General features: G+C 75.9%; 13 protein-coding genes. 5 read left to right on the forward strand and 8 right to left on the reverse strand.

All coding sequences use genetic code 11. The annotated features are described in order from the left end of the window. Positions 1-57: 57 nt before the first annotated feature. Complete coding sequence (locus tag IF83_RS0104325) at positions 58-1,914, reverse strand: DUF5691 domain-containing protein (RefSeq protein WP_244176822.1); 1,857 nt, start codon at positions 1,912-1,914, stop codon at positions 58-60. 458 nt (positions 1,915-2,372) lie between these two features. Further along, a complete protein-coding gene (locus tag IF83_RS0104330; RefSeq protein WP_030542659.1) occupies positions 2,373-3,815 on the reverse strand; it encodes a hypothetical protein in 1,443 nt (480 codons plus the stop codon). A gap of 157 nt (positions 3,816-3,972) precedes the next feature. Here IF83_RS0104330 and IF83_RS0104335 point away from each other — a divergent pair, with 157 nt between their 5' ends. From IF83_RS0104335 to IF83_RS0104350, 4 genes are all read left to right on the forward strand, one after another. After that, positions 3,973-4,419: an MmpS family transport accessory protein gene (locus tag IF83_RS0104335; RefSeq protein WP_030542660.1), complete on the forward strand. Its 447-nt coding sequence runs from the start codon at positions 3,973-3,975 to the stop codon at positions 4,417-4,419. Positions 4,420-4,780: 361 nt separating this feature from the next. Continuing rightward, positions 4,781-5,923: an ATP-binding protein gene (locus tag IF83_RS0104340; RefSeq protein ID WP_030542661.1), complete on the forward strand. Its 1,143-nt coding sequence runs from the start codon at positions 4,781-4,783 to the stop codon at positions 5,921-5,923. A gap of 111 nt (positions 5,924-6,034) precedes the next feature. After that, positions 6,035-8,497: a DUF5682 family protein gene (locus IF83_RS0104345; RefSeq protein WP_051722441.1), complete on the forward strand. Its 2,463-nt coding sequence runs from the start codon at positions 6,035-6,037 to the stop codon at positions 8,495-8,497. Between the two features lie 233 nt (positions 8,498-8,730). Then, entirely contained in the window at positions 8,731-9,861 is a 1,131-nt protein-coding gene (locus IF83_RS0104350) for a VWA domain-containing protein (RefSeq protein ID WP_078843171.1), read from the forward strand. Between the two features lie 729 nt (positions 9,862-10,590). On the opposite strand, the gene IF83_RS31645 is transcribed toward IF83_RS0104350, so the two are convergent. After that, a complete protein-coding gene (locus IF83_RS31645) occupies positions 10,591-10,749 on the reverse strand; it encodes an Arc family DNA-binding protein (RefSeq protein WP_030542664.1) in 159 nt (52 codons plus the stop codon). A 50-nt stretch (positions 10,750-10,799) separates the two neighbouring features. On the opposite strand from IF83_RS31645, the gene IF83_RS0104365 reads away from it, so the two are divergent. Beyond that, positions 10,800-12,026, forward strand: coding sequence for an RNA-guided endonuclease InsQ/TnpB family protein (locus IF83_RS0104365; protein ID WP_030542665.1), 1,227 nt, complete (start codon positions 10,800-10,802; stop codon positions 12,024-12,026). Between the two features lie 35 nt (positions 12,027-12,061). Here the strand turns inward: IF83_RS0104365 and IF83_RS0104370 are convergent, their stop codons facing one another. The 5 genes from IF83_RS0104370 to IF83_RS34535 form a co-directional block, all read right to left on the reverse strand. After that, on the reverse strand, positions 12,062-12,949 hold the full coding sequence (locus tag IF83_RS0104370) for a peptidoglycan-binding protein (protein WP_030542666.1): 888 nt from the start codon (positions 12,947-12,949) through the stop codon (positions 12,062-12,064). 514 nt (positions 12,950-13,463) lie between these two features. Next, positions 13,464-15,209: a DUF6519 domain-containing protein gene (locus IF83_RS0104375; protein WP_244176824.1), complete on the reverse strand. Its 1,746-nt coding sequence runs from the start codon at positions 15,207-15,209 to the stop codon at positions 13,464-13,466. A 161-nt stretch (positions 15,210-15,370) separates the two neighbouring features. After that, positions 15,371-17,713 carry a hypothetical protein gene (locus tag IF83_RS34530; protein WP_030542668.1) on the reverse strand — a complete coding sequence of 781 codons (2,343 nt, stop codon included), beginning with the start codon at positions 17,711-17,713 and terminating at the stop codon, positions 15,371-15,373. Beyond that, the gene (locus tag IF83_RS0104385; protein WP_244176826.1) at positions 17,710-21,783 is read right to left on the reverse strand and encodes a putative baseplate assembly protein; all 4,074 of its coding nucleotides are present in this window, start codon (positions 21,781-21,783) and stop codon (positions 17,710-17,712) included. Before IF83_RS0104385 ends, IF83_RS34530 begins: the two co-directional genes overlap by 4 nt. Next, entirely contained in the window at positions 21,780-25,382 is a 3,603-nt protein-coding gene (locus IF83_RS34535) for a baseplate J/gp47 family protein (RefSeq protein WP_051722465.1), read from the reverse strand. Before IF83_RS34535 ends, IF83_RS0104385 begins: the two co-directional genes overlap by 4 nt. Between the last annotated feature and the right edge of the window lie 8 nt (positions 25,383-25,390).

Raw genomic sequence — 25,390 nt, forward strand, 5'->3', positions numbered from 1 at the left:
CGCGCGCCCCGGGCGGTCCCCTGCCGTCCGCCTTCCGGCGGCGGGGGACCCGGGGCCTCAGGGGTCTCCCGGGTCTCCGGCGGGCTCGGGGCATTCGGCGAGTCCGGCGAGTTCGTCGAGCATCGTCCGGCGCAGCCGGAGGGTGCGGACCAGGCGCTGGAAGGCCTCGGACCAGTAGGCCCCCGCGCCCGGCGAGGCACCCTCCGGCTCGTCGGTGGCGGCCGTCAGCAGCTCCAGCCGGCCGGCCTCGACCGGGTCCAGACAGCGCTCGGCCAGGCCCATCACGCCGCTGAAACTCCAGGGATAGCTGCCCGCCTCCCGCGCGATGTCGAGCGCGTCCACCACGGCCCGGCCGAGGGGCGCCGCCCAGGGCACCGCGCAGACCCCCAGCAGCTGGAAGGCCTCCGGCAGACCGTGGGCCGCGATGAACCCGGCCACCCAGCGGGCGCGTTCCTCCGGGGGCAGCACCGACAGCAGCCGGGTCCGCTCACCGGGTGAGGCCGTACCGGGGTCCGCCGCCCGGACCGCCGCGGGGGAGCCGAGCAGTGCCCGCGACCACTCCGCGTTCCGCTGCCGCACCGCCGCCCGGCACCAAGCGGCGTGCAGCTCGGGCTGCCAGCCGTCGGCCACCGGGAGCGCCGTGACCTCCGCGGCGGAGCGCCCGCCGAAGCGCTCCGTCCAGCAGCTCAGCGGGGCCGCCTCCACCAACTGCCCCAGCCACCAGGCCCGTTCTCCGCGTCCTGACGGCGGCCTCGGCAGGACACCGTCGCGCTGCATCGCCGCGTCGCACACCCGCGGGGGCACGACGGTGATGAGCGGGACGGGCGCGTCCGGGGCCGGGAGGACACAGGAGACCGCTCGGGCGGCCATCCGGGCGGCGAACGCCGAACCGGGAAGGGCGGACAGCAACTCGGCGGCCGTCGCCCGCACATTGCGGCTGCGGTCCGCCAACGCCCGCTCCAGAAAGGGCTCGTCGGCGGCGGACAGGCCGGTCCGCAGCGAGTCGAGGAACATCAGCCGGTCCTCCGCCCGCTCGGTCCGCCACGTGGCGTCGAGCAGCGCCAGCGCCGCGGCCGGTTCGCGGCGGCGCATGGTCTCCAGCAGCGCGACGCGCTCCGCGAACAGCCCTTCCTCCCAGAGGCGGCGGACCGCCGCCGGCGCGGTGGCCCCGGTGGCCCCGGCGGCGGCCGGAGCGGTGCCCGCGGTCTTCGCTTCGGCCGGCCCGGACGGGTCCTGCGGGCCGGATGACGAGTGGTCCGGCCCGGGCGGTGTGTCCGGTCCGGACGGCTCCGGCGCGGCCGGGGGGACCGCGCCGCGCAGGGCGAACCTCCAGTCCGGGTTGGCCCGGGCCAGCCACAGCGCCCGGGGACCGGCCAGGGTGAGGGCCGCCGACCGCAGATCGGTCCTGGCCCGCGCCGCGTCCAGCAGGGCGGGCAGCAGGGCGGCGGGCGCCCGGTAGCCGTGGCGGTTGGCGGCGGACAGCCACTGCGGCAGCAGTTCCGTGAGATCCGGGGCCGTGCCCCGGCGGCCCCCGCCGCTCCCCGGCTCCAGGCGGTCGGCGAGCAGCAGGGTCAGCCGGCGGTGGGCGGCCGCCGGCAGCGGCGGCCGCGGGTCGGCCGGGGCGGGCGCCGGCCGGGGCCGGGCGGCGGCGGGCCGCAGTCCGGCCCGCCGCCGTAGCGTGGCGACCGCCGCCGCGTCCAGCAGCGCGGCCGCCGGCTCGGCCCCCGGCGCCGCGCCGGGCGGGGTGCGCCGCTCCGTGCCCAGCAGGGCGGCGGCCACCAGGTCGTCCCAGTGGACGGTCGCGTGGTTGTCGGTCGACGTCGTGCGGTACTCGGCCGGGTGGGGGCCGGTGGCCGTGGTGACGTGGTGGTCGGAGACATCGTTGGTGGTCGTCATGTGAGCGTCGGCCGTCATCATGAATCCCCCTGTACGCGGATCATCCGGACCCGAGCGGGCCGAATGCTCACGCTGTTCGGCTGTTCCCGTTGTTCTGGCCGTTCGTTGACGGCTGTGGTGCCGGGGCCGGTCGTGGCCGTGGTCGTCTTCGCAGTCGCAGTCGCAGCAGTCTTCTTCGCGTCGTCTTCGCGTCGTCTTCGCGTCGTCTTCGTGGTCGTGGTCGGGACGTGTGGGCCGGGCGGGTGTGCGCCGCCCCGCACGGGTGCGTGGCGGGCTGTCCAGGGGCGTCTCCGTCCGCACCCGGTCCGTGCGGTCGGTCCGTCCGGACCGTGGGCCGGTACCGCCCACGGGTGTGGCCGGTGCGCGTCGCCGGGCGCGTGGTCGTCCGGCAGCCGGGCCTCCTCACCGGTGGTGGGGAAGGACGCTCCGGAGACGGCGGTGGTTCAGCGGCGGTTCGGGAGCGGTTCAGCGGCGGTTCACAGCGGTATCGCCTCGCCGGTCTCCGGCGACCAGGCGGTGTACGGCAGAAAGCCGCGGTGGCCGCACTCGCCGAAGACGGTCACCGGATGGCCGCCGGAGACGGCGAGCAGCCGCCACAGCCCCGGCCTCTCCGCGGCTCGCGGGTCCACCGGGAGGGCGGTGCCGCCGTCCGCGTCGGCCAACTGCCAGCCCGAGTCGGAGTGTTCGGCCTGCGGCCCACCGCCCCCCGCGTTCGCGGCGGGGCCGGCGCCCGGTACGGGGACCACCTCGGCCAGGACCGCCGGCCAGGCGTCGAGCCACGGGTCCCCGCACAGGGCGCGGCCGTAGGCGGCGAGAGCCGCGCCGGTGTCCGAGCCGGGCGGGCAGCCGCCCTCCCGGGGCGGGGAGAACCGTTCGCCGAGCGCGACCCGCAGCGGCGGCGAGCCGGGGTAGAGGGAGAGCTCGGCGTCCAGCGAGGCCCCGGTGGGCAGATCCACCTCGGGAGCACGGCCCAGGGAACCGAAGCTCAGCAGCAGCGCCGTCCGGCCCGTCCGCGCCCCGCGCAGCCAGGTGCGCCGGGTCGTCAGCGAACCGTCGGAGCCGTCCCGTTGGGCCAGGACCAGCCAGTCGTCCCGGACCGCCGCCCCTTCGGCGGCCAGCACCTCGGCCGCCCGCACCGGGAGCCCGGCCCGCGCCCGCACCGTCGCGGCCGGCGGATCGGGCAGAGCGGAGACGCCGAGCAGAGCCCGGTTCAGCAGATGGAGCAGCGCGCACTCCTCCAGCAGCCGCCCCGGCCAACCCGGACCCGAGCCCGCGGCGGCCGCCAACTCCCGTACTCTCGAAGCCAGTCCGGGAGCCTGGGCATCGACCATACGGGCCGCGGTCTCCTCCCATGCCCCGTATCCCGCGCGGTCGGCTCCCGCCAGCCCGCCCCGGAGCAAATCCAGCAGCCTGCGCTCCAGCTCCGCGGCACCGGCGGCCATCCGCTCCGCCCGCTGTCCGGCCCGCCGCCGGGCCGCTTCGGCGTCCTTCGGGCCCGCCCCGCCCACGGCCGGACCGGCGGTCCGGCGCTCCTCCCGCCGCTCCCGCTCCGCCAGCCGGCGCCGCGCCCAGTCCGGCGGCTCCCCGCCCGGCACGGAGCGGGCACCGGACGGGACCTCGCCGTCGGACGCCCACAGCAGCAGCAATCCCAGCGCGTGCTTGCAGGGCACCTTGTGGCTCGGGCAGCCGCAGTGGAACTCCGGCGCCGCCCCCGGCCGCTCCGTGCCCCGCAGCGCCACGACCGTGCGGTACGAGGCGCCTCCGCTGCCCTCGCACAGCCCCCACACCGCCTCCTCTCCCGCGCCCGTCCCCGACCACGGGCCGGGCGTACCGAGCCGGCCGCCCGCCTTCTGTGACGCGGTGTCGGATGCCAGTGCCAGCACCCGCTCCACCGTCCAGCGCACCCCCTGCTGAGTCATGTCCCCGACCGTACGGGCGGGGACTGACAATGCCCTCCGGAGCCGGGCGGGACCGGGCCCGCCGCCCGCTCCGCTGCCCGCGGGGACCGTTTGCCGCCGGAGCCGTCCTGCGGTTGTATCTGCCTTCCCCCGCCACGGAACCGGAGGCATACCCGACGTGAAGCGCTCAGTCCGCACCGTCCTTCCCGCCCTCGCCGCGGCCCTGGCCGCGCTCACCGCGTCCGGCTGTTCCGGAGACGCGCCGGCCGCCGCCGGGGACCGGGCCGCGGACAAGATCACCGACGAGATCGACCGGGCCGTCGACGAGACGTACGAGGTCACCTACGAGGTCTCCGGCGAGGGCCTGGAGGCGATCGAGTACAACGCGGGCGAGGGGACGGCCACCGAGCCCGAACTCGAGGCCGTGGAAAAGCCGCGGACCCCGTGGCGGAAGACCGTCGAGCTCAAGGGCATCGCCGCGCCGACCGTGCTGGCCGTGCCCGGCCCCGAGGGCTCCGAAGTGACCTGCACGATCACCCATAAGGGGGAAGTCATCGAGGAGCGGACCAGCGAGGGCGCCACGGCCCCGGCCTCCTGCGTCGCCCTGTCGCCCATCGCCGGGTAGCGAACCGGGGGGAGAGGGCCGGGCGGCCCGCCGGAGGCTGTCTCCCCGGCCGGGCCGATCGGACCGTTCACACGGTGAGGTTTCGGGGGAGGCGCCGGGTGCGGCCGTCGGGTACGGCCGCCGGGGGCGGCGCGGACACGCCGCCGCGCGGGGCGAGCCCGGGCAGGGCCCGTCGCGACACGGACGACCGCCTCCGTCCCAGGGCATGCGCGCCGGCGAACGTGCGGCTCAGCGGTGGAGCAGCGCTCGCCGGAGCCCGCGTTCCCTGAGCGGTGTCAGTGCCCTCGTGCAGGGTGGACGACGACGCAAACGGCCCGCGGTCTCGGCGGTGGGCCGTCCGTTCCTGCGCGGAGGGGGAGCCATGACCACGGACGCCACCACGACCACGGACGCCACGACCACGGACACCACCACGGTCGGCACGGGAGAGGCGCTGAGGCCGCACGCCGAGGACGCCTTCGCCGCGGAGCTGCGGGCTCTCGCGGCCGCCGACGACCGGCCCCGGCCGGAGCGCTGGCGGCTGTCGCCCCGGTCCGTCGCCACCTATCTGCTGGGCGGCACGCTGCCGGACGGCACCGTCATCACACCCAAGTACGTCGGTCCGCGCCGGATCGTCGAGGTCGCCGTCACCACACTCGCCACCGACCGGGCGCTGCTCCTGCTCGGCGTGCCCGGCACCGCCAAGACCTGGGTGTCCGAGCATCTGGCGGCGGCCGTCAGCGGCGACTCCACCCTGCTGGTGCAGGGCACCGCAGGCACGCCGGAGGAGGCCATCCGCTACGGCTGGAACTACGCCCGGCTGCTGGCCCACGGGCCGAGCCGGGAGGCGCTGGTGCCCAGCCCCGTGATGCGCGCGATGGCCGAGGGGATGACGGCGCGGGTCGAGGAGCTGACCCGTATCCCCGCCGACGTCCAGGACACGCTCATCACGGTGCTCTCCGAGAAGACGCTGCCCATCCCCGAGCTGGGCCAGGAGGTGCAGGCCGTCCGCGGTTTCAACCTCATCGCCACCGCCAACGACCGCGACCGGGGCGTCAACGAGCTGTCCAGCGCCCTGCGCCGCCGCTTCAACACGGTGGTGCTGCCGCTGCCGGCCACCGCCGAGGCGGAGGTCGAGATCGTCTCCCGCCGCGTCGACCAGATCGGCGGCTCCCTCGATCTGCCGCCCGCCACCGACGGCCTGGCCGAGATACGGCGTGTGGTCACGGTCTTCCGCGAACTCCGCGACGGGGTCACGGCGGACGGCCGCACCAAGCTCAAGTCGCCCTCGGGCACGCTCTCCACGGCCGAGGCGATCTCCGTCGTCACCGGCGGGCTGGCCCTGGCCGCCCACTTCGGTGACGGGGTGCTGCGCCCGTCCGACGTGGCGGCCGGGCTGCTGGGGGCGGTGGTGCGCGATCCGTCCGCCGACCGGGTGGTCTGGCAGGAGTATCTGGAGGCGGTGGTCCGGGAGCGCGAGGGCTGGAAGGACTTCTACCGCGCCTGCCGGGAGGTGGCCGCCTGATGGCCGCGACGCAGCCGGGCGGAGCGGCTGAACTCCGGGGCAGTGTCCGGCCGGTGGGGTCTCGCCGGGTCGGGCCGGTGGGGTCTTCTCGGGGCCGGGGGGTGGGGTGGCATGGCACGGCCCGATGAGCCGCTGCTGCTGGGCGTGCGGCACCACGGGCCCGGCTCGGCGCGGGCCGTCCGCGCGGTGCTGGACGCCTGCGAGCCGTCCGCGGTGCTGATCGAGGGCCCGCCCGAGGCGGACGGCCTCGCCCCGCTGGTGTGCGAAGAGGGCATGCGGCCGCCCGTCGCCCTGCTCGCGCACGTCGCGGGGGATCCGGCGCGCTCGGCGTTCTGGCCGCTGGCCGAGTTCTCCCCGGAGTGGGTGGCGCTCCGCTGGGCGGTGGAGCGCGGGGCCCCGGTCCGCTTCATCGACCTTCCGGCAGCCCACGTGCTGGCGTGGGAGGAGACCGGCGGTGCCCCGGGGAACGGCGGGCCGGAAGACGGCGCGCCCGGTCCGGCCGGGAGCGGCGGGGAGCCGGCGGATACGGAGGAGGCGCGGATCGACCCGATCGCCCTTCTCGCCGGGGCCGCCGGATACGACGATCCGGAGCGCTGGTGGGAGGACGTCGTCGAGCATCGGGCGTCCGTCCCGCGGGCGGTGGCGGGCGGCGCGGAGGCCGCGCTGGCGCCGTTCACCGCGCTCGCCGAGGCGATGAGCGTGCTGCGAGAGGTCTACGGAGACGGCGGACACGCCCGCGACCGGGTGCGCGAGGCCCATATGCGGCTGCGGCTGCGGGAGGCCCGGCGGGAGTTCGGCGGGCGGGTGGCCGTGGTGTGCGGGGCCTGGCACGTCCCCGCCCTCGCCGCCCGGACGACCGTGACGGCGGACCGGCGGCTGCTCCGCGGACTGCGGAAGGCCAAGCCGGAGATCACCTGGGTGCCCTGGACCCACCGGCGGCTCTCCCGGTACAGCGGCTACGGCGCCGGGATCTCCTCCCCGGGCTGGTACGAGCATCTCTTCCGGGCGTCGGACCGTCCCGTGGAGCGGTGGATGACGAAGGTGGCCCGGCTGCTGCGGGACGAGGACCACCCGGTGTCCTCCGCCCACGTCATCGAGGCGGTGCGGCTCGCGGGCGCCCTCGCCGTCCTGCGCGGCCGTCCGCTCGCCGGGCTCACCGAGGCGACCGACGCCGTCCGGGCCGTGATGTGCGAGGGCTCCGACGTGCCGCTGGAACTGGTCGCGCGGCGCCTGGTGGTGGGGGACGCGCTGGGAGAGGTGCCCCGGGCCGCCCCGGCCGTGCCCCTGCAGCGCGATCTCGGCGCGGAGCAGCGCCGGCTGCGTCTCAAGCCGGAGGCGGCGGAGCGGGAGCTCGACCTCGATCTGCGCCGGGAGACCGACGCCGGGCGGAGCAGGCTGCTGCACCGGCTGCGGCTCCTCGGCATCGACTGGGGCGAGCCGGTGCCCGTGCGCGGCGGCCTGGGCACGTTCAGGGAACGCTGGCGGCTGCGCTGGGAGCCGGAGCTCTCCGTCCGGGTCTCCGAGGCGGGGGTGTGGGGCACCACCGTGCTGTCCGCGGCCACGGCCCGGGCGGAGTCGGAGGCGGTGTCGGCCGCCTCGCTGCCGGAGGTCACGGCCCTGGCCGAACGGTGCCTGCGGGCCGCGCTGTCCGGCGCGCTGCCCGCCGTGCTGCGGGCGCTCGCCGACCGCGCCGCGCTCGACGCGGACGTCGGCCGGCTCGCGGAGGCCCTGCCGGCCCTGGCGCGCTCGGTCCGCTACGGGGACGTGCGCGGTACGGACGCCTCGGCGCTGACCGGGGTGGCGGCCGGCCTGGCCGACCGGGTGTTCGTCGGCCTGCCCCCGGCCTGTGCGGGGCTGGACGCGGACGGTGCCGCGGTGATGCGCGGCCATGTGGACGCGGTGCACGGGGCGGTGAGCCTGCTCGCGAGCACCCCGGCGGAGAGCGGTGGACCCGGGCCGGATCCCGGCGTCGCCGCGCCCGCTCCCGGCGAGGGGATGCGGGACCGGTGGGCCGGGGTGCTGCGGAACCTCGCCGGGCGGGAGAGCGCGGCGCCCGGCATCCGGGGCCGGGCGGTGCGGCTGCTGCTGGACGACGGGCGGCTGGACGAGGGGGAGGCGGCCCGGCTGATGGGCCTCGCCCTCTCACCGGGCACCCCGCCCGCGGCGGGCGCCGCCTGGATCGAGGGGTTCGTCGGCGGTGAGTCGGGGGGCGGTCTGCTGCTGGTGCACGACGCGCGGCTGCTCGCCCTGGTCGACGGCTGGCTGACCGGAGTGCCGGACGCCGCCTTCACGGACGTCCTGCCGCTGCTGCGGCGCACCTTCGCGGCGTACGAGCCCGGCGTCCGGCGCACCCTCGGGGAGCTGGTCCGCCGGGGGCCGGCGGCCGGACGCGGCGGCGCGGACCGGTCGGCGGACCCGGGCGCGCCCGGTTTCGGGCCCGGCCTGGACGAGGAGCGGGCCTCGGCGGTCCTCCCGGTCCTGCGGCTGCTGCTCGGAGGCGATGACAACGGCCCGGGTGACAACGGCCCGGGTGACAACGGCCCTGGTGACGGTCCGATGGAGGTGGCCTCGTGAACGTGGTGGGCGACGGAGCCGTGGCGGGCGGCTGGACCGCGGTCGGTGACGGAGCGGTGGTCGGTGACGGAGCCGTGGCGGGGGACGGGACTGCGGTGGGCGGCGAGGCCGTGGTGGGTGACGGAGCCGGGGCGGGCGGCGGAGCGGTGGTCGGTGACGGGGTCGTGGTGGGTGACGGGGCCGTGGCGGCGGTCGTGCCGGTGGGGGGCGAGGAGCGGTTGCGGCGGTGGCGGATGGTCCTCGGCGGGGAGGGAGCGGACGGCACGGGATACGAACCGGCAGGCCGGGACGCCGCGATGGACCGCACCCTCGCCGCCCTCTACGGCGGCGGGGGCACGGGCTCCGGAGCCGGCGCGGAGGGCGGCGGCCGGGAGGGCGGGCTCGGCGGCTCCGCGCCGCGGATGGCGCGCTGGCTCGGGGACATCCGCACCTACTTCCCCACCTCCGTCGTGCAGGTCATGCAGCGGGACGCCATCGACCGGCTCGGGCTGTCCGCGCTGCTGCTGGAGCCGGAGATGCTGGAGGCCGTCGAGGCGGACGTCCATCTGGTCGGCACGCTGCTGTCGCTGCACCGGGCCATGCCGGAGACGACGCGGACCACCGCCCGGGCCGTCGTCCGCAAGGTCGTCGACCGGCTGGAGCGGCGGCTGGCCTCGCGGACCCGGGCCGCGGTCACCGGCGCGCTCGACCGGTCCGCCCGCACCAGCCGCCCGCGCCACCGCGACATCGACTGGGACCGCACCGTCCGGGCCAACCTCCGCACCTACCTGCCCGAGTACGGCACCGTCATACCGGAACGGCTGGTCGGCCACGGGCGCGCGGCGCACGGTGTGAAGAAGGACGTCGTGCTGTGCGTGGACCAGTCCGGGTCGATGGCGTCCTCCGTGGTGCACGCCTCCGTCTTCGGCGCGGTGCTGGCCTCGATGCGCTCGGTCTCCACCCGGCTCGTCGTCTTCGACACCTCGGTCGTGGATCTCAGCGAGCAACTGGACGATCCGGTGGACGTGCTGTTCGGCACCCAGCTCGGCGGCGGTACGGACATCAACCGGGCGCTGGCGTACTGCCAGTCCCGCATCACCCGGCCCGCGGAGACCGTCGTCGTGCTCATCAGCGACCTCTACGAGGGCGGGATACGTGACGAGATGCTGGGGCGGGTGGCCGCGATGAAGAAGTCCGGGGTGCAGTTCGTGGCACTGCTGGCGCTCTCCGACGAGGGGGCCCCGGCCTACGACCGGGAGCACGCCGCCGCGCTGGCGGCCCTCGGGGCACCGGCGTTCGCCTGCACCCCGGACCTCTTCCCGGAGGTGATGGCCGCGGCTCTCGAGAAGCGGCCGCTGCCCGTCCCGGAGCCGGACGGGCGATGACGGCCGGGAGCGTGACGCGCCGGGGGCGGCGAGGGCCGGGGGGACGGCCGGTCCGGTGACGGCCGGGGGGCTCCGGCAGGGGACGGCTGGGGCCGGGTGCGTTCGGTTCGGGGCCGGCCGGGGGCTCTGGCGCACCGGGGGCGGCTGCGTCCGGTGACGGCCGGTTCCGGTGTCGGCCGGGGCGCCGCGGCTCGTGGTGACCGCTGGGTGCGGTGACCGGCCGGGCGGGGCCCTGTCAGGTGGGCTCCGCCCGGCCGGCGTCTCATGATTTCACCAACCCGCCCGCACGTAAGGGCTGTTGGCCGGAACGCTGCGCAGGGTGGCGGGATGCCGGTCCTGTCCGGGCGTTTCCCCGGCGTGTCTCCCCGGCGTGTCTCCGCGCTGCCTTCGGGCTGTCTCCCGGGGCATCTCTCGGCGACCCCTCGGGCGTCTTCCGGGCGTCCTCCTCGGCCGTTCGCCCGGGCCGTTCCGCCGGCCGTCGGGACCGAACGGAGCCGAACGCACCCGAACGCACCCGACCGTCCCGTCCGCTCGCTCCGTCGGCCGCCCCTCCGGTTGCGCTGTCCGGCTGTCCGGACCGAACGCACCCGGCCAACCCGTCCTGCCGCCCTCTCCGGCCGCGCGGTGCCTCCGAGGATGCCCCGGCCTTCAGGCCGGGGTGGGGGTACCTCCCGCTTGCGGGGGAGAATCGGACTCCTGCGGAGCAGGGCATGGAAAGCCGAATCGCCGTCAGGGCGATTCGGCGTCGGCCACGGCGGCGTCGCGCTCGGCCTCCAGCCGGTAGACGATCTCGGAGTTGAGGGACCTGCGGGCGGACCTGGCCTGAGCGACAAGCCACTCATGCAGGTCGGCGGGCAGGCGGAGCGTGATGCGCTTCTCTTCATCCATGACCCCAGAGTAGTGGGCTTCGAGTGGTAGGTCAGTGGTAGCGTGGTGTCATGGCGGCACGAGAGAAGGTTTCGGGGGATGCCGGGCATGCCCGGTACACCTACCGGCTCCGTGTGTCGTCGACCGCCCGTGCGGGCCTGATGACCGAGTGGGCGCGCTGCCGGTGGGTGTGGAACGAGTGCGTGGCCATGTCCCGCAAGGTCCACACCGCGAACCGCACCAACCCGGACGGCAAGGTGACGTGCGGTCCGGCGCAGCTCGACAAGATGCTGACCGAGGCCCGCACGACGATGTCGTGGCTGCGTCAGGGCGCGTCGGTGCCGCAGCAGCAGACCATCCGCGACTTCGCGAAGTCCCGCGCCAAAGCGCTCAAGGACATCAAGGCGAAACTGCCCGTGAGGCAGCGCGCCGGGATGCCCCGCATCAAGCGCAAGCGCGAGGCGCTGCCCACGCTGAACTACACCCGGCGCGGATTCCGCCTCAAGGACGGCCGCCTCCACCTCGCCGGCGGGACCGTCCTGACGGTCGTCTGGTCCCGGGACCTTTCGGCCGTACCCTCCTCGGTACGCATCTACCAGGACAGCCTCGGGCACTGGTACGCGTCGTTCGTCGTCGCCACCGAGGTGCAGCCGCTCCCGGAGACGGGTCGGGTGCTGGGGGTGGACTGGGGCGTCAAGGAGACCGCCACCACCACGAGCGACGCCCACGACCTCCCCCACGCCGAGCACGGCAAGCGCGCTGCGCAGCGCCTCGCCCGCTACCAGCGGATGATGGCCCGCCGCCGCCCCGCCAAGGGGCAGGCCGCCTCCAAGGGCTACCGGCAGGCCCAGGCGCAGACCGCGAAGGTGTACAAGAAGGCCGCCCGGCAACGCCAGGACACCGCCCGCAAATGGGCCAAGCGCGTCGTGACCGACCACGACGCCATCGCGGTCGAGGACTTCCGGCCGAAGTTCCTCGCGAAGACCACCATGGCCCGTAAAGCCGCAGACGCGGCGATCGGCGCCACGAAGACGGCCCTGACCGAGATGGGCCGCAAGCACGCACGGGATATCCACGTCGTGCATCCCGCGCACACCACCATGGACTGCGCGTTGTGCGGAGCGAGAACCAAGCACGCACTTCCTCTTTCGGAACGTACCTACACCTGCACCGCGTGCGGAGTCGTGTCCCCCAGGGACAAGAACTCCGCCCGCGTGATGCTGGTCCGGGCTGGTCTCAACCCGGCTGGTGCTGAGGGCGTAAGACCTGCGGGAGCGCTGCTCCTGGAGGCAGCCTGAGCCAGGAATCCCCTCCCTTCAGGGAGGGGAGGATGTCAAACGTCGGGGACCTTCAGCTTCTTCCAGCTCGTGGGTCCCGGGATGCCGTCCGCGTCGGAGCCGGAGTAGCCCAGCTTCCGCTGCCAGGCGGCGTAGGACTGCCGGTCCGCCTCGGACCACCGCGGGCCGGGGCCGACCCGGTAGCGCCCGCAGCCCTCGGCGACGAGCCGCTTCCCCATCGCCGTAATGATCTTGCTGTTGCGGCCCGCCCGGAAGAAGTCGGCTCCGGGGAAGGGCTCGTGGCTCGGCCGCGGCGGCGGCTTCGGCGAGGTCTTCGGCGGTCCGTCCGGCTTTTCGCCGAGCCGCCGGGCGATACGGTTCCGCATGGTGTTCATGGAGAACCCCCGCGGGTCGACCTTGCCCGGCTGCCACTCCAGATGCCCGATCACGGACCGCTGGTTCCAGCCGTGCGCGCGGCAGATGGCCGCCGACACCTTCTCGATCGCCAGCTTCTGCGCCTCCGGCCACGGGTCGCTGCCGTTGCCGAGGTTGACGCACTCGAAGCCGTAGAAGCGGCGGTTGCCGTCCGTGTCGGCCTCGTTGTCGCGGGGCAGCGCCGTCTCGTTCATGACGGCGCGCAGGACGTCGCCGTCGCCCAGTCCGGCGTGGTTCGCCCGGCCGTTGCCGACCAGGTGCACCACACCCTTCTTGTCGATGACGCCGTGGCAGAGCGGGCCCGGCAGCGAGGAGTGGCCCTCGTAGCAGAGCCGTACCGTGGCGTCCGTTCCCGAGGTCACGGTGTGGTGGATCATCACCCCGTTGACCGGGCCCCAGGGGCCCTTGTGATTGCGGTTGTGCGAGCGCCAACTGCGGTACTCCCGGACGTCCAGTCCTTCGTCGCGCAGTGCCTTCAGCAGGCGGGAGGCGCTCAAGGGCGTTGCCATCGCCGGTACTCCTCTCGTTCGTCCACCGGATCCCGGATGTCCGGGCCCCGGTTCGGGTGTGGTTCACCGCCCGCCGCTCACGGCTCCGCTCGGCGCGGAAACCGTTCGCGGTCCTCCGTCGGCGCGGCACGCCTCACCAGGCGGTACGCCTCCTCGTGCGGTTCGGCTCATGGTCGGTTCGTTGGAATGGATCACGTCCGGTACGCCGAACGAGGCGTCCGGAGGGGAAAGTTGGGGCCGGCCCGAGGGCTCGGGTCGAGGCCGGTTCCGGCGCCGGCCGCGTCGGGCCGGGCGCCCGGGGCGGGGCCGGTCCGCCGACGGCCCGGTACCGGAGCGGTGGCCGGCGCCGGTACCGGTGCGGTGCAGGCCCCGGCCCGCGCCGGCCGGACCGGACCGTCCTCGTCCGCAGGCCGGTTCGCGGCCCGGTTCGGGGCCCGGTCGCGACCCGGCCTGTGGGAGGCCGGGCCGCCGGGGCCGCCCCGGCCGTGCTCGGGGCCGGAGCCCGCCGGGTGGATCAGCTCTTCCCCGCCGCCCCGTCGCCCTCTTCGCCGCTGCCCTCCTCCGGGGCCGAGTCCGGGGCCGAACCCGCCGCGGACGCCGCGCCGCGTCGCCGCCGCGCCGTGGCCCGGCTGCCCGTTCCGGATGCGCCGGAGGCGCCGGGGGTGCCGGATGCGGCTGAGGAATTGGACTGGTCGCCGCCGCCGTCAGGGCCGTCTGCGTCCCCGGCCCCGGCCCGCGCCGCCTCCGCCCGCGCGTCGGCCTCCTCCGCGGCCTTCGCCTCCGCCTCCGCCTGTGCCTCGGCCGCCAGTTCGGCCTCGCTCGCGGGCGGCACCGGAACGCCGAGCGGCCCGAAGACCATCCGCAGATCGGCGATCGCGCCCTCGCCCGTCACCCAGCCCAGCGGCGCGTAGTGCACGCTGATCCCGGCGGGCGGCCGCAGCAGCGGCCTGCGCGCCGCGTTCACCGGCCACTCCACCGAGCCCGTGGCGGTACGGGCCGGGACGATCCAGTGGTCGCCGGACCGGTACCGGCCGCCGGCCTCGAAGTACACCTCGACGCCGTCCTCCAGCGGCAGCCAGCGGCCCTCCTCGATCCGGGCCGCGCCGCCCCGGAAGCGTCCCGCCGCGCCCTTCCGGCCGCGCGCGGAGCCCTCCTTCTGGTCCCAGCGGCGCAGGAAGGGGTGCAGCTCCGGCCGCCGCCCGACGCGCGGGTCCGGCTCGCCGGACAGCCGCACGCGCCGCCCCGGCAGGTCCAGCTCCTCCACCCGCAGCAGCGGCAGCGGTTCGCCGCGGCTGGTGTAGGCGGTGTCCGTGAACTCGACCCAGTCGCCCACGTTCAGATCCAGCTTGTCGTCGCTGCCCAGGGAGGCCAGCTCGACCCAGGTGCCGTCCAATTCGTCGACGGGGAAGACCACGGAGCCGTTCTCCCGCGACCACTTGAACGTCGCCTCGCCCGCCGCGCCGCCCTCGTGGACCTCCACCCGGTAGAGCTGGTTCTCCGGCCCCCGGTACCGGGCGTCCGGCGCGGTGAGGCACGGGTCCTCGTCCGCGCGGGCGGGCCGCTCGCTCCGGGCCGCCAGCCGGGAGCGGCCGGCGCGCTCCTTCTCCACCCAGGCCCGGAAGGCCTCCCGGACGGCCGGCTTGTCCGGGTCCTCGCCCAGGCCGTCCAGCGCCGAACCCTCCAGCGGCAGCACCTGCCAGACGACCTTGGTGCGGGCCGCGGTGTCCGGCAGGGCGGAGCCGAGGGCCACCTCGCGCAGCTCCGGGTCCTCTGCCGCGGTCACCGAGCGCTCCCACACCTTCAGGTACATGAGGTACGGGTAGCGGCCGGGCAGCCGGTCCTCCGGGCACTCAGGGTCCCGGAAGCCGTCCGGCTGGTCCCAGTACGTCCAGGTGGCGGGCGGTTCCGGCTCGGCCGTCCCGCCGCCGTCCGGGCCGTCCCCGGCGTCGTCCCCGACGGCGTCGCCCGGCCGCGGGCGGTCCGCGTCGCAGAGGATGCCGTCGACGTAGTAGCGGCCGCCGCCGATCGTCAGGTCGTCCAGCTCGCGGCTGCCGGTCAGCCGGTCCACGGCGAAACCGGCGGCACCGGCCGGGCCGCCGTCCGGGCCGATCAGGTCGCGGGCGGTGGTGCGGGCCAACTGGAGCTGGATGGCGGTCTGTTCGTTGGCGTCGGCGTCGAGCTGCACCCGGCCCTGCTGGGCGATCACGGCCGAGTAGTGGCGGTCCGGGCGGTGGGTGAAGCGGGAGATGTCTGCGTACATGAAGGGGTCCCCCTCGGAAAGGTTCGGTGCGGCCGGCCGGGGCGCGGTTCCCCGCGGCCTCCGCCGGCCGCGGTGGCTCTGGTGGCCTCGGCGGCCCCCGGTGGCTCTCTCGTTGATCAGTGACGGTGACGGTGACGGTGATCCGTGACCGGGATCGGTGCTCAGGTGACGGTGATGACCCCCGCGTCGGTGCCCGCGGGCGCGTACTCGGCCAGCCGCGCCCGGAGGCTGTCCATCCGCTGCGGCTCGTACAGGTCGTGGAAGACGCCCATCTCGGAGCCGTCGTCGGCGCCCCGGCGGATCTCCTCGGCGCAGGCCGCGGCGAGCCGCGCGTACGCCGGGGTGCCGTACCGCTCGCTCTCGAACAGCGGCCGCACCCGCCCCGCCTCCTCCGGGCCGGCCAGGTCCGGCTGGCAGCGGTGGCGGCGCGGCGTGCGCGAGCCCGGCGGGACGTAGCTGTACCGCAGACAGCCGATGCCGCGCCGGGCCACGTGCATCCGCCCGGTGAAGACGCTGTTCTCCGCGATCCGCACGGCGTGGGTGTGGACCTCTCCGATCACCGTGCTGCGGTGTGCGTGCAGCACGGCGTGGGCGTGCCGGCAGTCCGGGGCGGAGAGGGCGGGCAGGGTGTGGCCGGTGGCGTCCAGGACGCTGTCCCGCAGGTGGATGGCCGGCGGGTCGGTGCTCACCTCGTCCCCGATGACCTCGATGGTTCCGAGGACGCTCCGCTCGATCTGCAGGCAGGCGGTGGTGCGTTCGAGGACGACGCTGGGCTCCTCGGGGGAGGCCGGTTCGCAGTCCGGCTCCAGGGACCAGCCGGGCACCAGGGTGCAGTGGCGCAGGACGACCGTGCCGACCGGTCCGGTGACGTTGATGCCGCGGCCGGTGATCAGCAGGCCGTCCAGGACGACGCGGGAGGGCTCGTGGTGCCGGCAGCCGTGCGGGCCGGGGCGGTGGCCGGGACCGCCGGTACGGTCCGCCGGCTTCGTGCTTGCCGTCGTTCCGTCCGCCGTTCCCCCGGCCGTTCCCTCCGCTCCTTCCGCCTCCGCCTCCACCGCCGCGCCCGGTCCGCCGTCCCCGTGGCCGTGGCCGCAGTCGCAGCCGTGCGCGCGGATGTTGAGCGCGTCCGGCCGGTTGCTGTACCAGTCGAGGAGCCGGATCACGGGCCGGGTGCCCTCGGCCGCGCGCACCTCCAGCCGGTCGCCGGGCCGCAGGTCGAAGTCCAGCTGCTCCTGGTAGGCGCCGCTGTGGGTGATCTCGATGACGCCCTCGGGGCCCACCCGCCCCTCGCGCCGGTCCTGCCGCCAGCGTTCGTAGGCGTCCATGATCCGCAGGAAGCTCTGGCCGGGCCCGACCCGGTAGACCTTCGCCGTCGCCGGGGTGTCGCGGTCCCGGTCGTACTCGCCGCCGCCCAAGTCGTCACCGAAGGCGTAGTGGTAGCTCACCCACACCCCCCGCCGGGGCGCGGAGCGGGAGGCGAACGCGATCCTGCCGAGCTCCGGGTCCACCGCCACCTGCCCGCGCTGCGGCCGGTAGCGCCAGTCCGTCAGATCCGCCACGACGATGTCCGACAGCGGCACCGGCTCGTCCCGGCCGTCCCGGTGGATCTCCAGGCTCTTGCCGGGCCCGTAGTAGTCGGCGAGCCGGTCCGCGAACTGCCGGCGCCGGATGTACGCGGGGACGTTGTCGACGGTCGCGACGTGCGCGGCGGACGGCTCGGGCTCCGGCTTGGTCACCAGCCGGGTGTCGTTGCCGAGGATCGAGAAGGTGTAGAGGTTGCGGGCCCGGTCGACGCAGTACGCGGGCGCGTTCGTCACCGGGTACGGCTTCAGCCGCCACACGAACAGGCCGACGCCGGCCGGGGTGAGGCCGCCGGGCCGGCGGGCGGAATCCGCGCGCCGGACATCCGCGGAGCGGGCCGTCGCGCCGAACGGGCCGCCCGCCAGGTCCAGTTCCGCCGAGTCCCGCAGGTCGGCGAGCCGGCCGCGCCCGGAGCGCCGGGCGCGCACCGCCGCGGTCTCCGGCCCGTACAGCCGCACCGGCTGGTGGTGGGAGAGCAGCCGGGAGAACTCCACGGCGCGCGCCGGCCAGCCGGCCACCGACTGCGCCAGCTCCTCCAGCAGCGGCAGGGTGCCCTTGCGGCGCCGGTTGGCGACCGTGGCGGCCACTTCCCGGCGCGGTGAGAGCGCCGCGGCCAGCCGCCGCCGGGAGAGGTCCGGCCGGCCGCCGTCCTCCGGCCCGGTGGCGAGCAGGTGTTCGTAGCCGGGCAGTGGGCGGTGGCCCACCAGATCGCCGAGGTAGGGCAGCACCCACTCGGCGGCCGTCTCCACGAACCAGTCGTCGTATTGCTGTTCGACGCCGCTGCGGACCAGGTCGACCTGTTCGGCGATCACCGCGAGCAGCGCGCGCAGCGGCTCACCGCCCGGCCCGTCGCCCTGCTCGGCGTCCCTCAGCCGGTGCCACTGCGGAAGGAGATCCGCGAGCCCGTCCGGTTCCCTGCTCATCGGGTGACCTCCGTAAGAATCAGCGTGTCCGGGACGTCGGGTGACAGCAGCGCCAGCTGGGCCGGGCGCACGCCGCGGAAGACGAGCACCGTGCGGCCCTTCGGCAGCCGCTCGACGCTGCCGATGTCCGGGTTGAGGCGCAGCAGTTCGGTCAGGGTGATGCCGTGCCGGGCGGCGACGCCGGTGAGGGTCTCGCCGTCCTCGGCCGTCACCCGGTACGTCGTCTCGTCGTACTCGGCGTGCCGCGCGGGCACCACGGGCCGGGGCCCGCCGGGGTCCGCCGGGGGTGCCGGCGCGTCCGGGCCGGCGGCGGTGAGGGGGACGCCGGTGAAGACGTCCACGTCCAGGTACTCCACACCGGGCACGGTGTGGGCCGTGGCCAGCACCTCGGAGAGCAGCGCGGGCTGCCCCAGCTCGCGGCCGGGGTAGCCGAGCCGGCGCAGCAGCGCCTGCCGCAGCCGGGGCTCGACGGTCTCCCAGGAGTGGTCCGGCGCCACCTTCACCCTCGCCGCGAGCAGCAGTACCACCAGCTCCCGCACGTCGACGCGGACCGGCAGCCGCGGGTCGCCGTGCTCGGCGAGCGCCGAGCGCAGCGCCCGCAGGGTGTCCGAGTCCGGGGCGAGGGGCACGTCGTCCACCCCGGCGACGGTCACATGGACCACCCGGCGCCGCCCGTCGAAGAGTTCGCGGGCCGCGGCCCGGCCGACGCCGGCCCGGGAGCGGGCGAAGTCCTCGTAGTCGGGGACGGACACCAGCCGGTCCAGGGCCGAGACGGCGAGCGGGATGGTGCGCCGGGTGAGGCCCGGTCCGTCGCCCGCCGCGCCGCCGGCGGCGGGCAGCGGGTTGGTGACGCCCGTGACGCCGAGGGGACGGGTGACGGCCTGGGTCACGCGGCCCGCGGGCAGGTTTGCCGGCAGCTCCGTGCCGCCGGGCCCCTCCGTGCCATGGCGGTAGCGGGCCCGGACGTTGTCGTGCCCGGTGGGCAGCCGGGCGCCGTTCACGCCGTCGCCGAACGTCACCGTCGGACGGCCGTCCGCGCCGGCGCCCAGCACGTAGACCCGTTCGCGGGGGCCGCGCCCGGCGAGGCTGTCCGCCCGGTGCCACAGCAGCCCGTCCACCCGCACCTCCAGCGCCGGCACGGCGCCCAGCGCGTTGCCGGAGGGGAGCCAGGTGAGCGGGGCGCGCCAGAGCGTGAACGTCTGGTTGGCGCGGGTGGTGTCGCCGCTGCCGACGGGCTCGTCGCGGCTCTCGCCGTGCGAGGCGGGCACCACGTTGCCCAGCACGCGGACGGTGTCGCGGTGGTAGCGGTGGGCCAGATCGGCGGTGAGCGTCAGCACCGTGTGGACGTGGTCGCCGGGCAGCTCCGGATCGAGCCGCTGTTCGACGCCGGCGATCACGGCGAGTTCGGTGGCGCGCAGCGCGGCGACACCGGGGATGTCGCTGCGCTCACCCGTGACGACGATGCGGCGGCCGGGCGTCAGCCCGTCGTGCAGATCGTCGAGTTCGAGTTCGTTGCCGTGCACGTCCTCGCCCAGCGGCTCGTCCGCCATCCGCAGCGGCTCGCCGCCCGCGTGCACCGTGGTGTCCCGGATGTGCGAGAGCAGCACGTCCTGGTCGTCCAGCCAGGGGTCGGCGAGCGTGAGCTCGGTGCCGCGCCCGGTGATGCCGTAGTTGGCGTACGCGACGGTGCGCACGGCCGTGACCCGGGTGATGACGCAGCGGAGCGCCTTGTCGCCGGGGATTTCGTCCGGGGTGCCCTTGCGGGGGCGGTCGACGGCGACCCAGCTGCCGACCGTGAGCGAGTCGTGCACGGTGTCGAGCGGCAGGACGTAGCGGTTGGGCGCCGAGGGGACGGTGGCGATGCCGATCTCGACGCTGTGCTGCTCACTGGCCGTGGAGCGGCGGACGTAGATCTCGTAGCCGTCCACGGTCTCCTGCCGGCGCTCGCCGGGCGCGAGCCGCCAGTCGTGGCTGCCGCCGTCCGCGACGGACACATGGATGGTGCCGTCCTCGGCCGGCCGGGACACGAACAGCGTCCGCTCCGGCAGATCGGCCAGCAACTGGGCGGTCACGCCCGGCTCCTGGGGCTCGGCGGCCGCCGTCACCCGCCTGCCGGTGCGGGTGCTCTCCTGCTCCCGGGGGCTCTGGGCGGAGAGGACCACCGTGCCGGGGCCGAGGTCGAACGTCAGCTCGTTCGGGAGGTTCTCGCTGCGCTGCCAGGAGGCGTCGAGCTGGGCGTGGACGAACTCCGCCTTCACGGGCACCTTGCCGGCCGTGTCGAACACGACCCGCATGGTGGTCAGCGCGGAGCCGGTCAGCGGCCAGTCGGACTGCCGGATGATCCGGCCGCGTTCGTCCTGGACGGGCTTGAGTGGCGCCGTGGCCCCGAACGGCGCGGCCGTCACGCGCATCGCCAGCAGATCCCGCAGCACGGCGGGGCCGGGCACGGGGACGGCGGTTCCGGCCCCGGTGGCGGTGGCGGCCGGAGTGGCGCGGCGCCAGGCCGTGTACAGCTCACCGCCGTCCAGCCGCGGGTCCAGGGCGGTCAGCAGCCGGGCGCCGAAGCCCGACTCCGGGCCGAACAGGTGCCGCGGGTCGCGGGCGGCCGGGGTGCCGGCGACGGACGGCGGGCGGACGGAGCGGGAGCGGAGGGCGGGGAGCAGCGCGCCGAGCGTGCGGAGGGCGGCCGGGGTCTGCGGGCCCTGCTCCGGAGTCCGCGGATGTCCCGTGCCGGGAGGGGCGGCCGGGGCCGTCGCGTGTCCGGTGCGGTCCGTGCCGTCAGCGCTGTCAGTGCTGACGGTGCCGTCGGTGCCGTCGGTGCCGTCGGTGCCGTCGGTGCCGTCGGTGCCGTCGGTGCCGTCGGTGGTGTCCCGGTCCGTCTCCGCGTCCAGGACGCGCCCGTCGAAGGCGGCGTCCTCGGCGGCCGAACGGCTCGGGCCCAGTTCGATCGCCCGTTCCCGCAGTTCGGCCAGCACGGCCGCCAGCCGTTCGAACCAGGCGGCCACGTGCTCGTACGGCCGGGCGATGATCTCCGCCTCCGCCAGCCGGTCGAGGGGGTCCTCCAGCCGGCGGGCGAACTCCTCGGGTGAGGTGACGCCGTCCAGGTCCTCGCGGAGCGGAGCCAGCACCCGCGCGTCGAAGTCCTCGACCAGCCGGCTGACCGGGCGCGGGTTCGGGTGCTCCGGGCTCGGCTCCGCCGGCTCCTCCGGGTCGCCCGGTCCGGCCGGTTCCGTGATCCACTGGCGGAGTTCGGTCACCAGCTCGAACAGGCTCGGTGGCGCCGACCGCGGCAGGGCGACCGCCGTCACGCCGTCCTCGCGGTCGACGCGCAGCCGCGCCACCGGCAGCAGCAGCCGCTGCCCGCCGCCGGGCGCCTCGCCCCCGCCGAAGAGGAACAGCAGCCGGTCGCCGATGTGCAGACCGGTGTCCGTCCCGGCGACGTACAGCTCGGAGCGCCGGCCCAGATCGTCCGGCGTCAGCAGGGCCGGGCGGCGGCGCCGCACCGCCAGCTCGTTCCAGGACCGGCGGGCGGTCAGCTCCTCGTCGGTCTCGAAGGTGTGTGGCTCCTCCAGCGACACGGCGGGGACGCTGTGGCTGCGCGCGCCGCGCGGGATCAGCACGGGGATGTCCTCGCCGGAGCGCGGATCGCGGTCCACCGTGTACGCGAGATGCGTGTCCGCGGCGATCCCGGGCCGCGGCCGGTGGCCCACCAGCCGGCCCAGCAGCGTCAGGGAGCGCTGCTCGCGGGCGGTGCGCAAGTAGCCCTCGTCGGCGATCCGTTCGGAGTGGAACGTCAGCAGGTCGCCGAGGACGGCCCAGGCGTCCAGCAGGGCGATCGCCGGGTCGTCCGGGGTCCGCACGGTCAGCCGGCGCAGCGCCGGATAGGCGGGTGAGGCGAGCCGGTCGAGCATGGCGGCCAGGAAGGAGCCGTACTCGCCGACGCGGTAGTCGAGGGCCGCGCGGCCCGGTGGGTTGTGCACGGCGGACGCCGCGCGGCGCTCGTCGTGCCCGCCGCAGCCGCAACCGCAGCCGCGGCCCGTGGTGGTCGTGTCGGTCGGTTCGATGGTCACTGTCCGCCCCCGAACTCCAGCTCCAGCCGGCCGTTCTCGGGCCGGTCCGGGTCGTTGTCGCACTGTGCGATCTCCAGCGGTCCGAGCCGCAGCAGACCCTCGTCCAGGGCTGGGTCGCGGAGATCGTCCGAGTCGCTCGTGTTGTCGTAGCCGGTGTCACCGCTGCCGGCGCTGCCACCGCTGCTAGTGGTGCCGGCGTCCGGGCCGAAGAGCCGCCGCAGCCGGGTGACGTGCACGCTCCGCACGCCCGGCACCGCCGCCGCCACGGCCACCAGCCGGCTCAGCCGCACCGGCTCCCCGAAGCCCAGGGCGTCGGGGTGGAAGAAGCCGAGCCGGCCGTCGGGCAGGGCCCGGGAGCCGAGCACCCGGTGCAGCTCGGCCAGGACCGGGCCGCGCTGCTGTCCCGGCGCCGCGCAGACCGTCAGCGCGATGTCGAGCGGCACGGTCCGCGCCGGGACGACGACCACGTCGTGGCCGATCCGGCGGTAGTCCTCCAGATGCCGCGCCACGGCGTCCAGCAGCTCCGGGGACGGCTCCCCGGTGCCGAGGGCGTCTACGGCGACGTGCGCCTCCTGCGTGCTGCCGGTCCAGCGCATCTCCGCCGCCGCCCGCTGCACTCCGGGGACGGCGGACGCCAGTTCGGCGTAGTCGGCGGCGGTCACGGCGCGCAGCCGGGTGCGCTTGAGGGCCAGCGGCGCCAGCCGGCGCACCTGTTCGACCGGTTCGGGGTCGGTGCCGCCGGCCGCGGGCAGCGGATTGCGCACCCGGATCACGGGGAAGCCCCGCCACGCGCCGGCTCCGGCCCCGCCGGTCTCGCCGATCTCCTCGAACTCCCCGGTCTCGTCGGTCTCCTCGGCGTCCCCGGACTCCGGGTTCGCGTGCCGGCCGGGCTCCGCCTCCCCGTACCCGCCGTGCTCCGCCGGTCCCGCGGACCGGTCCGTGTCCGTGTCCGTATCCGTGTACGGATCCCAGCCGGCGTACGGGCCGGGCTCCTCCGAGCCGTCGTCGTCCGGACGCCCGCACAGCACCAGCCGGTTGACGGCTTCCGCGCCGACGTTGCCGGCCGTGCCGCCGCCCAGCCGGTAGCGGAGCTCCAGCGTGGTGCCGGGCTCCGGGGCGGCGCCGTGGACGCCGTCGCCGAAGCGCAGCGCGAGACGGCCGTCGTCCTCCAGCTCGCCGGTGAAGTGCCGGTCCCGGGAGCCGCTGCCCAGCAGGTCACGCCGGGGCTCCCACACGCGGGTGCCGTCCAGGGTCCGCTCCAGCACCCGTACCGCCGGGAGCGCCGCCCGCGGGTCCTGGCGGAGCGACGCGGCGGCCGGCCCGGCCAGCACCGGGTCGTCCGGGTCGAGCCCGGCCGCGTACGCCGGGCCCCAGCAGTGCGCGATCTCCCAGGCGGTGCGCCGGTCCAGCACCGTGCCCGCCCGGGCACGGGCCGCCAGCACCTCCAGCCGGCGCTTCTTGCGGGCCAGCAAGCGGTCGCTGCGGACCAGCAGTTCGCGCAGCGCGCGGCGCGGGTGGACGCGCAGCTCCAGCCGCTCCAGCACGTCCAGCCCGAACAGCACGGCCAACTCGGCCGTCTCCCGCTCGGACAGTCCGTCGCGGTCGCGGGCGCTGCGCCACAGCTCGACCAGCCGCTGCCGCACCCGCTCCGGGACGGCCGCCAGCCGCTCCGCCTGCCCGGCGGCGACGAGGCGCGGCTCGGGGAACGGCACGGCCTGCACAACGGGGAAGCGGTCGAGGACCGGCCGGAAACGCGGCACGATGCCCGGGTACACCGACTGCGCCAGGAGCGTACGCAGGGCGGCCGCCTGGGCTTGGGCGGTGTCCGGCACGACCTCCTCGCGCCGTCCCTCGCCCGTGATCCCCAGCCCGGCCCGCGCGGCGGCGTCCTCGCCGAAGGCGGTGAACACCTCCCGGACGTGCGCGGGCGTCAGCAGCCGCCCGCTGTCGGTGAGATCGAGCAGCGCGGCGGTGAGCCGCGCGGGTTCGTTGCCGCCCGCGCGGTCAGCGCAGCCGAACGCGGGTGGCTCGCATCCCGGCGGCGCGGCCGGCACGGGCGGCACGGTGACGTGCTCCGGCTCGTCCTCGCAGAAGTCCCGCGACCGGCCGTGGTCGACCAGGACGATGTTGCCGCGCGCGACGCTCACGTCCGGGACCGGCTCGCAGCGCGTGCCGCCGGTGGTGGAGAGGCAGAGCGGGAAGCGCAGGGCGTCCTCGCGGGCCCAGGTGATCTCCAGGACCGGCTGTCCGCACAGCCGGTCGACGGCCGGGGTGACGGAAGTCAGGCGCACGGCCTGCCGGTGCGCCGGGTCGGCGTCGCCGGGGGTGCCGGAGCGGGGGCCGCGGACCTCCTCGAACACCAGCAGGTCGCCGGGGGAGAGGTCGAGCAGGCGCCGCCGGGGGCGCCCGTGGCCGTGGTGGCCGTGACCGTCCCCGGGGCCGCGGCCGTCCCTGCCCCCGGCCCCCGGGTCGCCGTCTCCGTGCCGGTCGTCCCCGTGGCTGTCGTTCCCGTGGCCGTCGTTCCCGTCGTGCGGGCCGTGCTCCCGGTGCGCCCACTCGTCGCGCAGGGTGGCCGACGTGGCCCCCTTCGGCAACGAGCACTGTTCGCCGCCCCAGGTCCAGAACCGGATGGTGTTGTGCGCCGGCCGCAGCCGCAGCGGCTTCGGCTCCACCGGCTCGAAGACCTCCACTCCGGCGCGCTCGTCCAGCGCCGTCAGCTCGTGGTCCCCGAGGACGGTGCCGGGCCGCGCGCCGTGCCGGTCGCGCGGACCGCGGGCGCGGAGATCGACGGAGGCGAAGCGGAAGCGGCCGGGCGGCAGCGTCAGCGGCCGCGCCACCTCCACGGCCACATGGGCGCGGGCGTTGCAGCCGTCGTGCATCGGATAGTCGACCAGCCGGACGTGGCGGCGTACGGACACCCGCCTCCGGGCCGTGTCCAGATAGGCCTCGGTCGCGACCGCGTCCTGCTGGTAACTGATCAAGTCGGCCGTGTGGGCCAGCAGTTCGACCAGCGTGACACCCAGGTCCGGGGCGTGCCGCTCCACCCAGCCGGGCGAGGTCAGCGCCAGCCGGTCCAGGACGACCTGCCGCAGGCTGTCGTAGTCCCGCGCCGTGTAGTCGATGACCGGGGCGGGCCGATACGTGGGCGGGCAGTCCGGCTGCTCGTCCGCGCAGTCGAACGGGGTGGGGCAGTCCGGCCGGAAGAAGAAGTCCGCCGCGTGGTACCGCTGGTCGAAGCCGCGGTACGGCTCGGTGCCCGGACGCCCGTACGGGTCGGTCTCGACGACGGACAGCCGGTAGCGGGAGGTGTCACCGGCCTTGTCGACGGTGACGTACAGCCGGTCGTCCAGCTCCGGGTCGTCCTCCCGTTCGACCTCCACCTCCAGCGCCTCGATGCCGGTGACGCGCCGGCCGCCGTCGACGCGGATGTTCTCCCGGCACAGGCCGCGCGGGGCCTTGCCGAGGAAGGTGACGGTCAGGGTGCGCCCGTCATCGCTCACCTCGACCGCGTCCACCCCGTTCAGCTCTGCCCCGCGCACCCTGCCGCGCCTGCCGTCTCCCCGGCACACCAGTGCGGTGCCGGGGCCACCGGCCGTCATGTCCCTGT

Source organism: Streptomyces albus subsp. albus, from assembly GCF_000719865.1.
Classification (GTDB): Bacteria; Actinomycetota; Actinomycetes; order Streptomycetales; family Streptomycetaceae; genus Streptomyces; species Streptomyces albus_E.

What these genes read in the sequence shown, in the direction of transcription:
- IF83_RS34530 (WP_030542668.1), bottom strand. Translation starts at nt 17,713, where the DNA reads ATGAGCAGGGAACCGGACGGGCTCGCGGATCTCCTTCCGCAGTGGCAC.
- IF83_RS0104325 (WP_244176822.1), bottom strand. Translation starts at nt 1,914, where the DNA reads ATGACGGCCGACGCTCACATGACGACCACCAACGATGTCTCCGACCAC.
- IF83_RS0104340 (WP_030542661.1), top strand. Translation starts at nt 4,781, where the DNA reads ATGACCACGGACGCCACCACGACCACGGACGCCACGACCACGGACACC.
- IF83_RS0104350 (WP_078843171.1), top strand. Translation starts at nt 8,731, where the DNA reads ATGGTCCTCGGCGGGGAGGGAGCGGACGGCACGGGATACGAACCGGCA.
- IF83_RS0104370 (WP_030542666.1), bottom strand. Translation starts at nt 12,949, where the DNA reads ATGGCAACGCCCTTGAGCGCCTCCCGCCTGCTGAAGGCACTGCGCGAC.
- IF83_RS0104375 (WP_244176824.1), bottom strand. Translation starts at nt 15,209, where the DNA reads ATGTACGCAGACATCTCCCGCTTCACCCACCGCCCGGACCGCCACTAC.
- IF83_RS34535 (WP_051722465.1), bottom strand. Translation starts at nt 25,382, where the DNA reads ATGACGGCCGGTGGCCCCGGCACCGCACTGGTGTGCCGGGGAGACGGC.
- IF83_RS0104345 (WP_051722441.1), top strand. Translation starts at nt 6,035, where the DNA reads ATGGCACGGCCCGATGAGCCGCTGCTGCTGGGCGTGCGGCACCACGGG.
- IF83_RS0104365 (WP_030542665.1), top strand. Translation starts at nt 10,800, where the DNA reads ATGGCGGCACGAGAGAAGGTTTCGGGGGATGCCGGGCATGCCCGGTAC.
- IF83_RS31645 (WP_030542664.1), bottom strand. Translation starts at nt 10,749, where the DNA reads ATGGATGAAGAGAAGCGCATCACGCTCCGCCTGCCCGCCGACCTGCAT.
- IF83_RS0104330 (WP_030542659.1), bottom strand. Translation starts at nt 3,815, where the DNA reads ATGACTCAGCAGGGGGTGCGCTGGACGGTGGAGCGGGTGCTGGCACTG.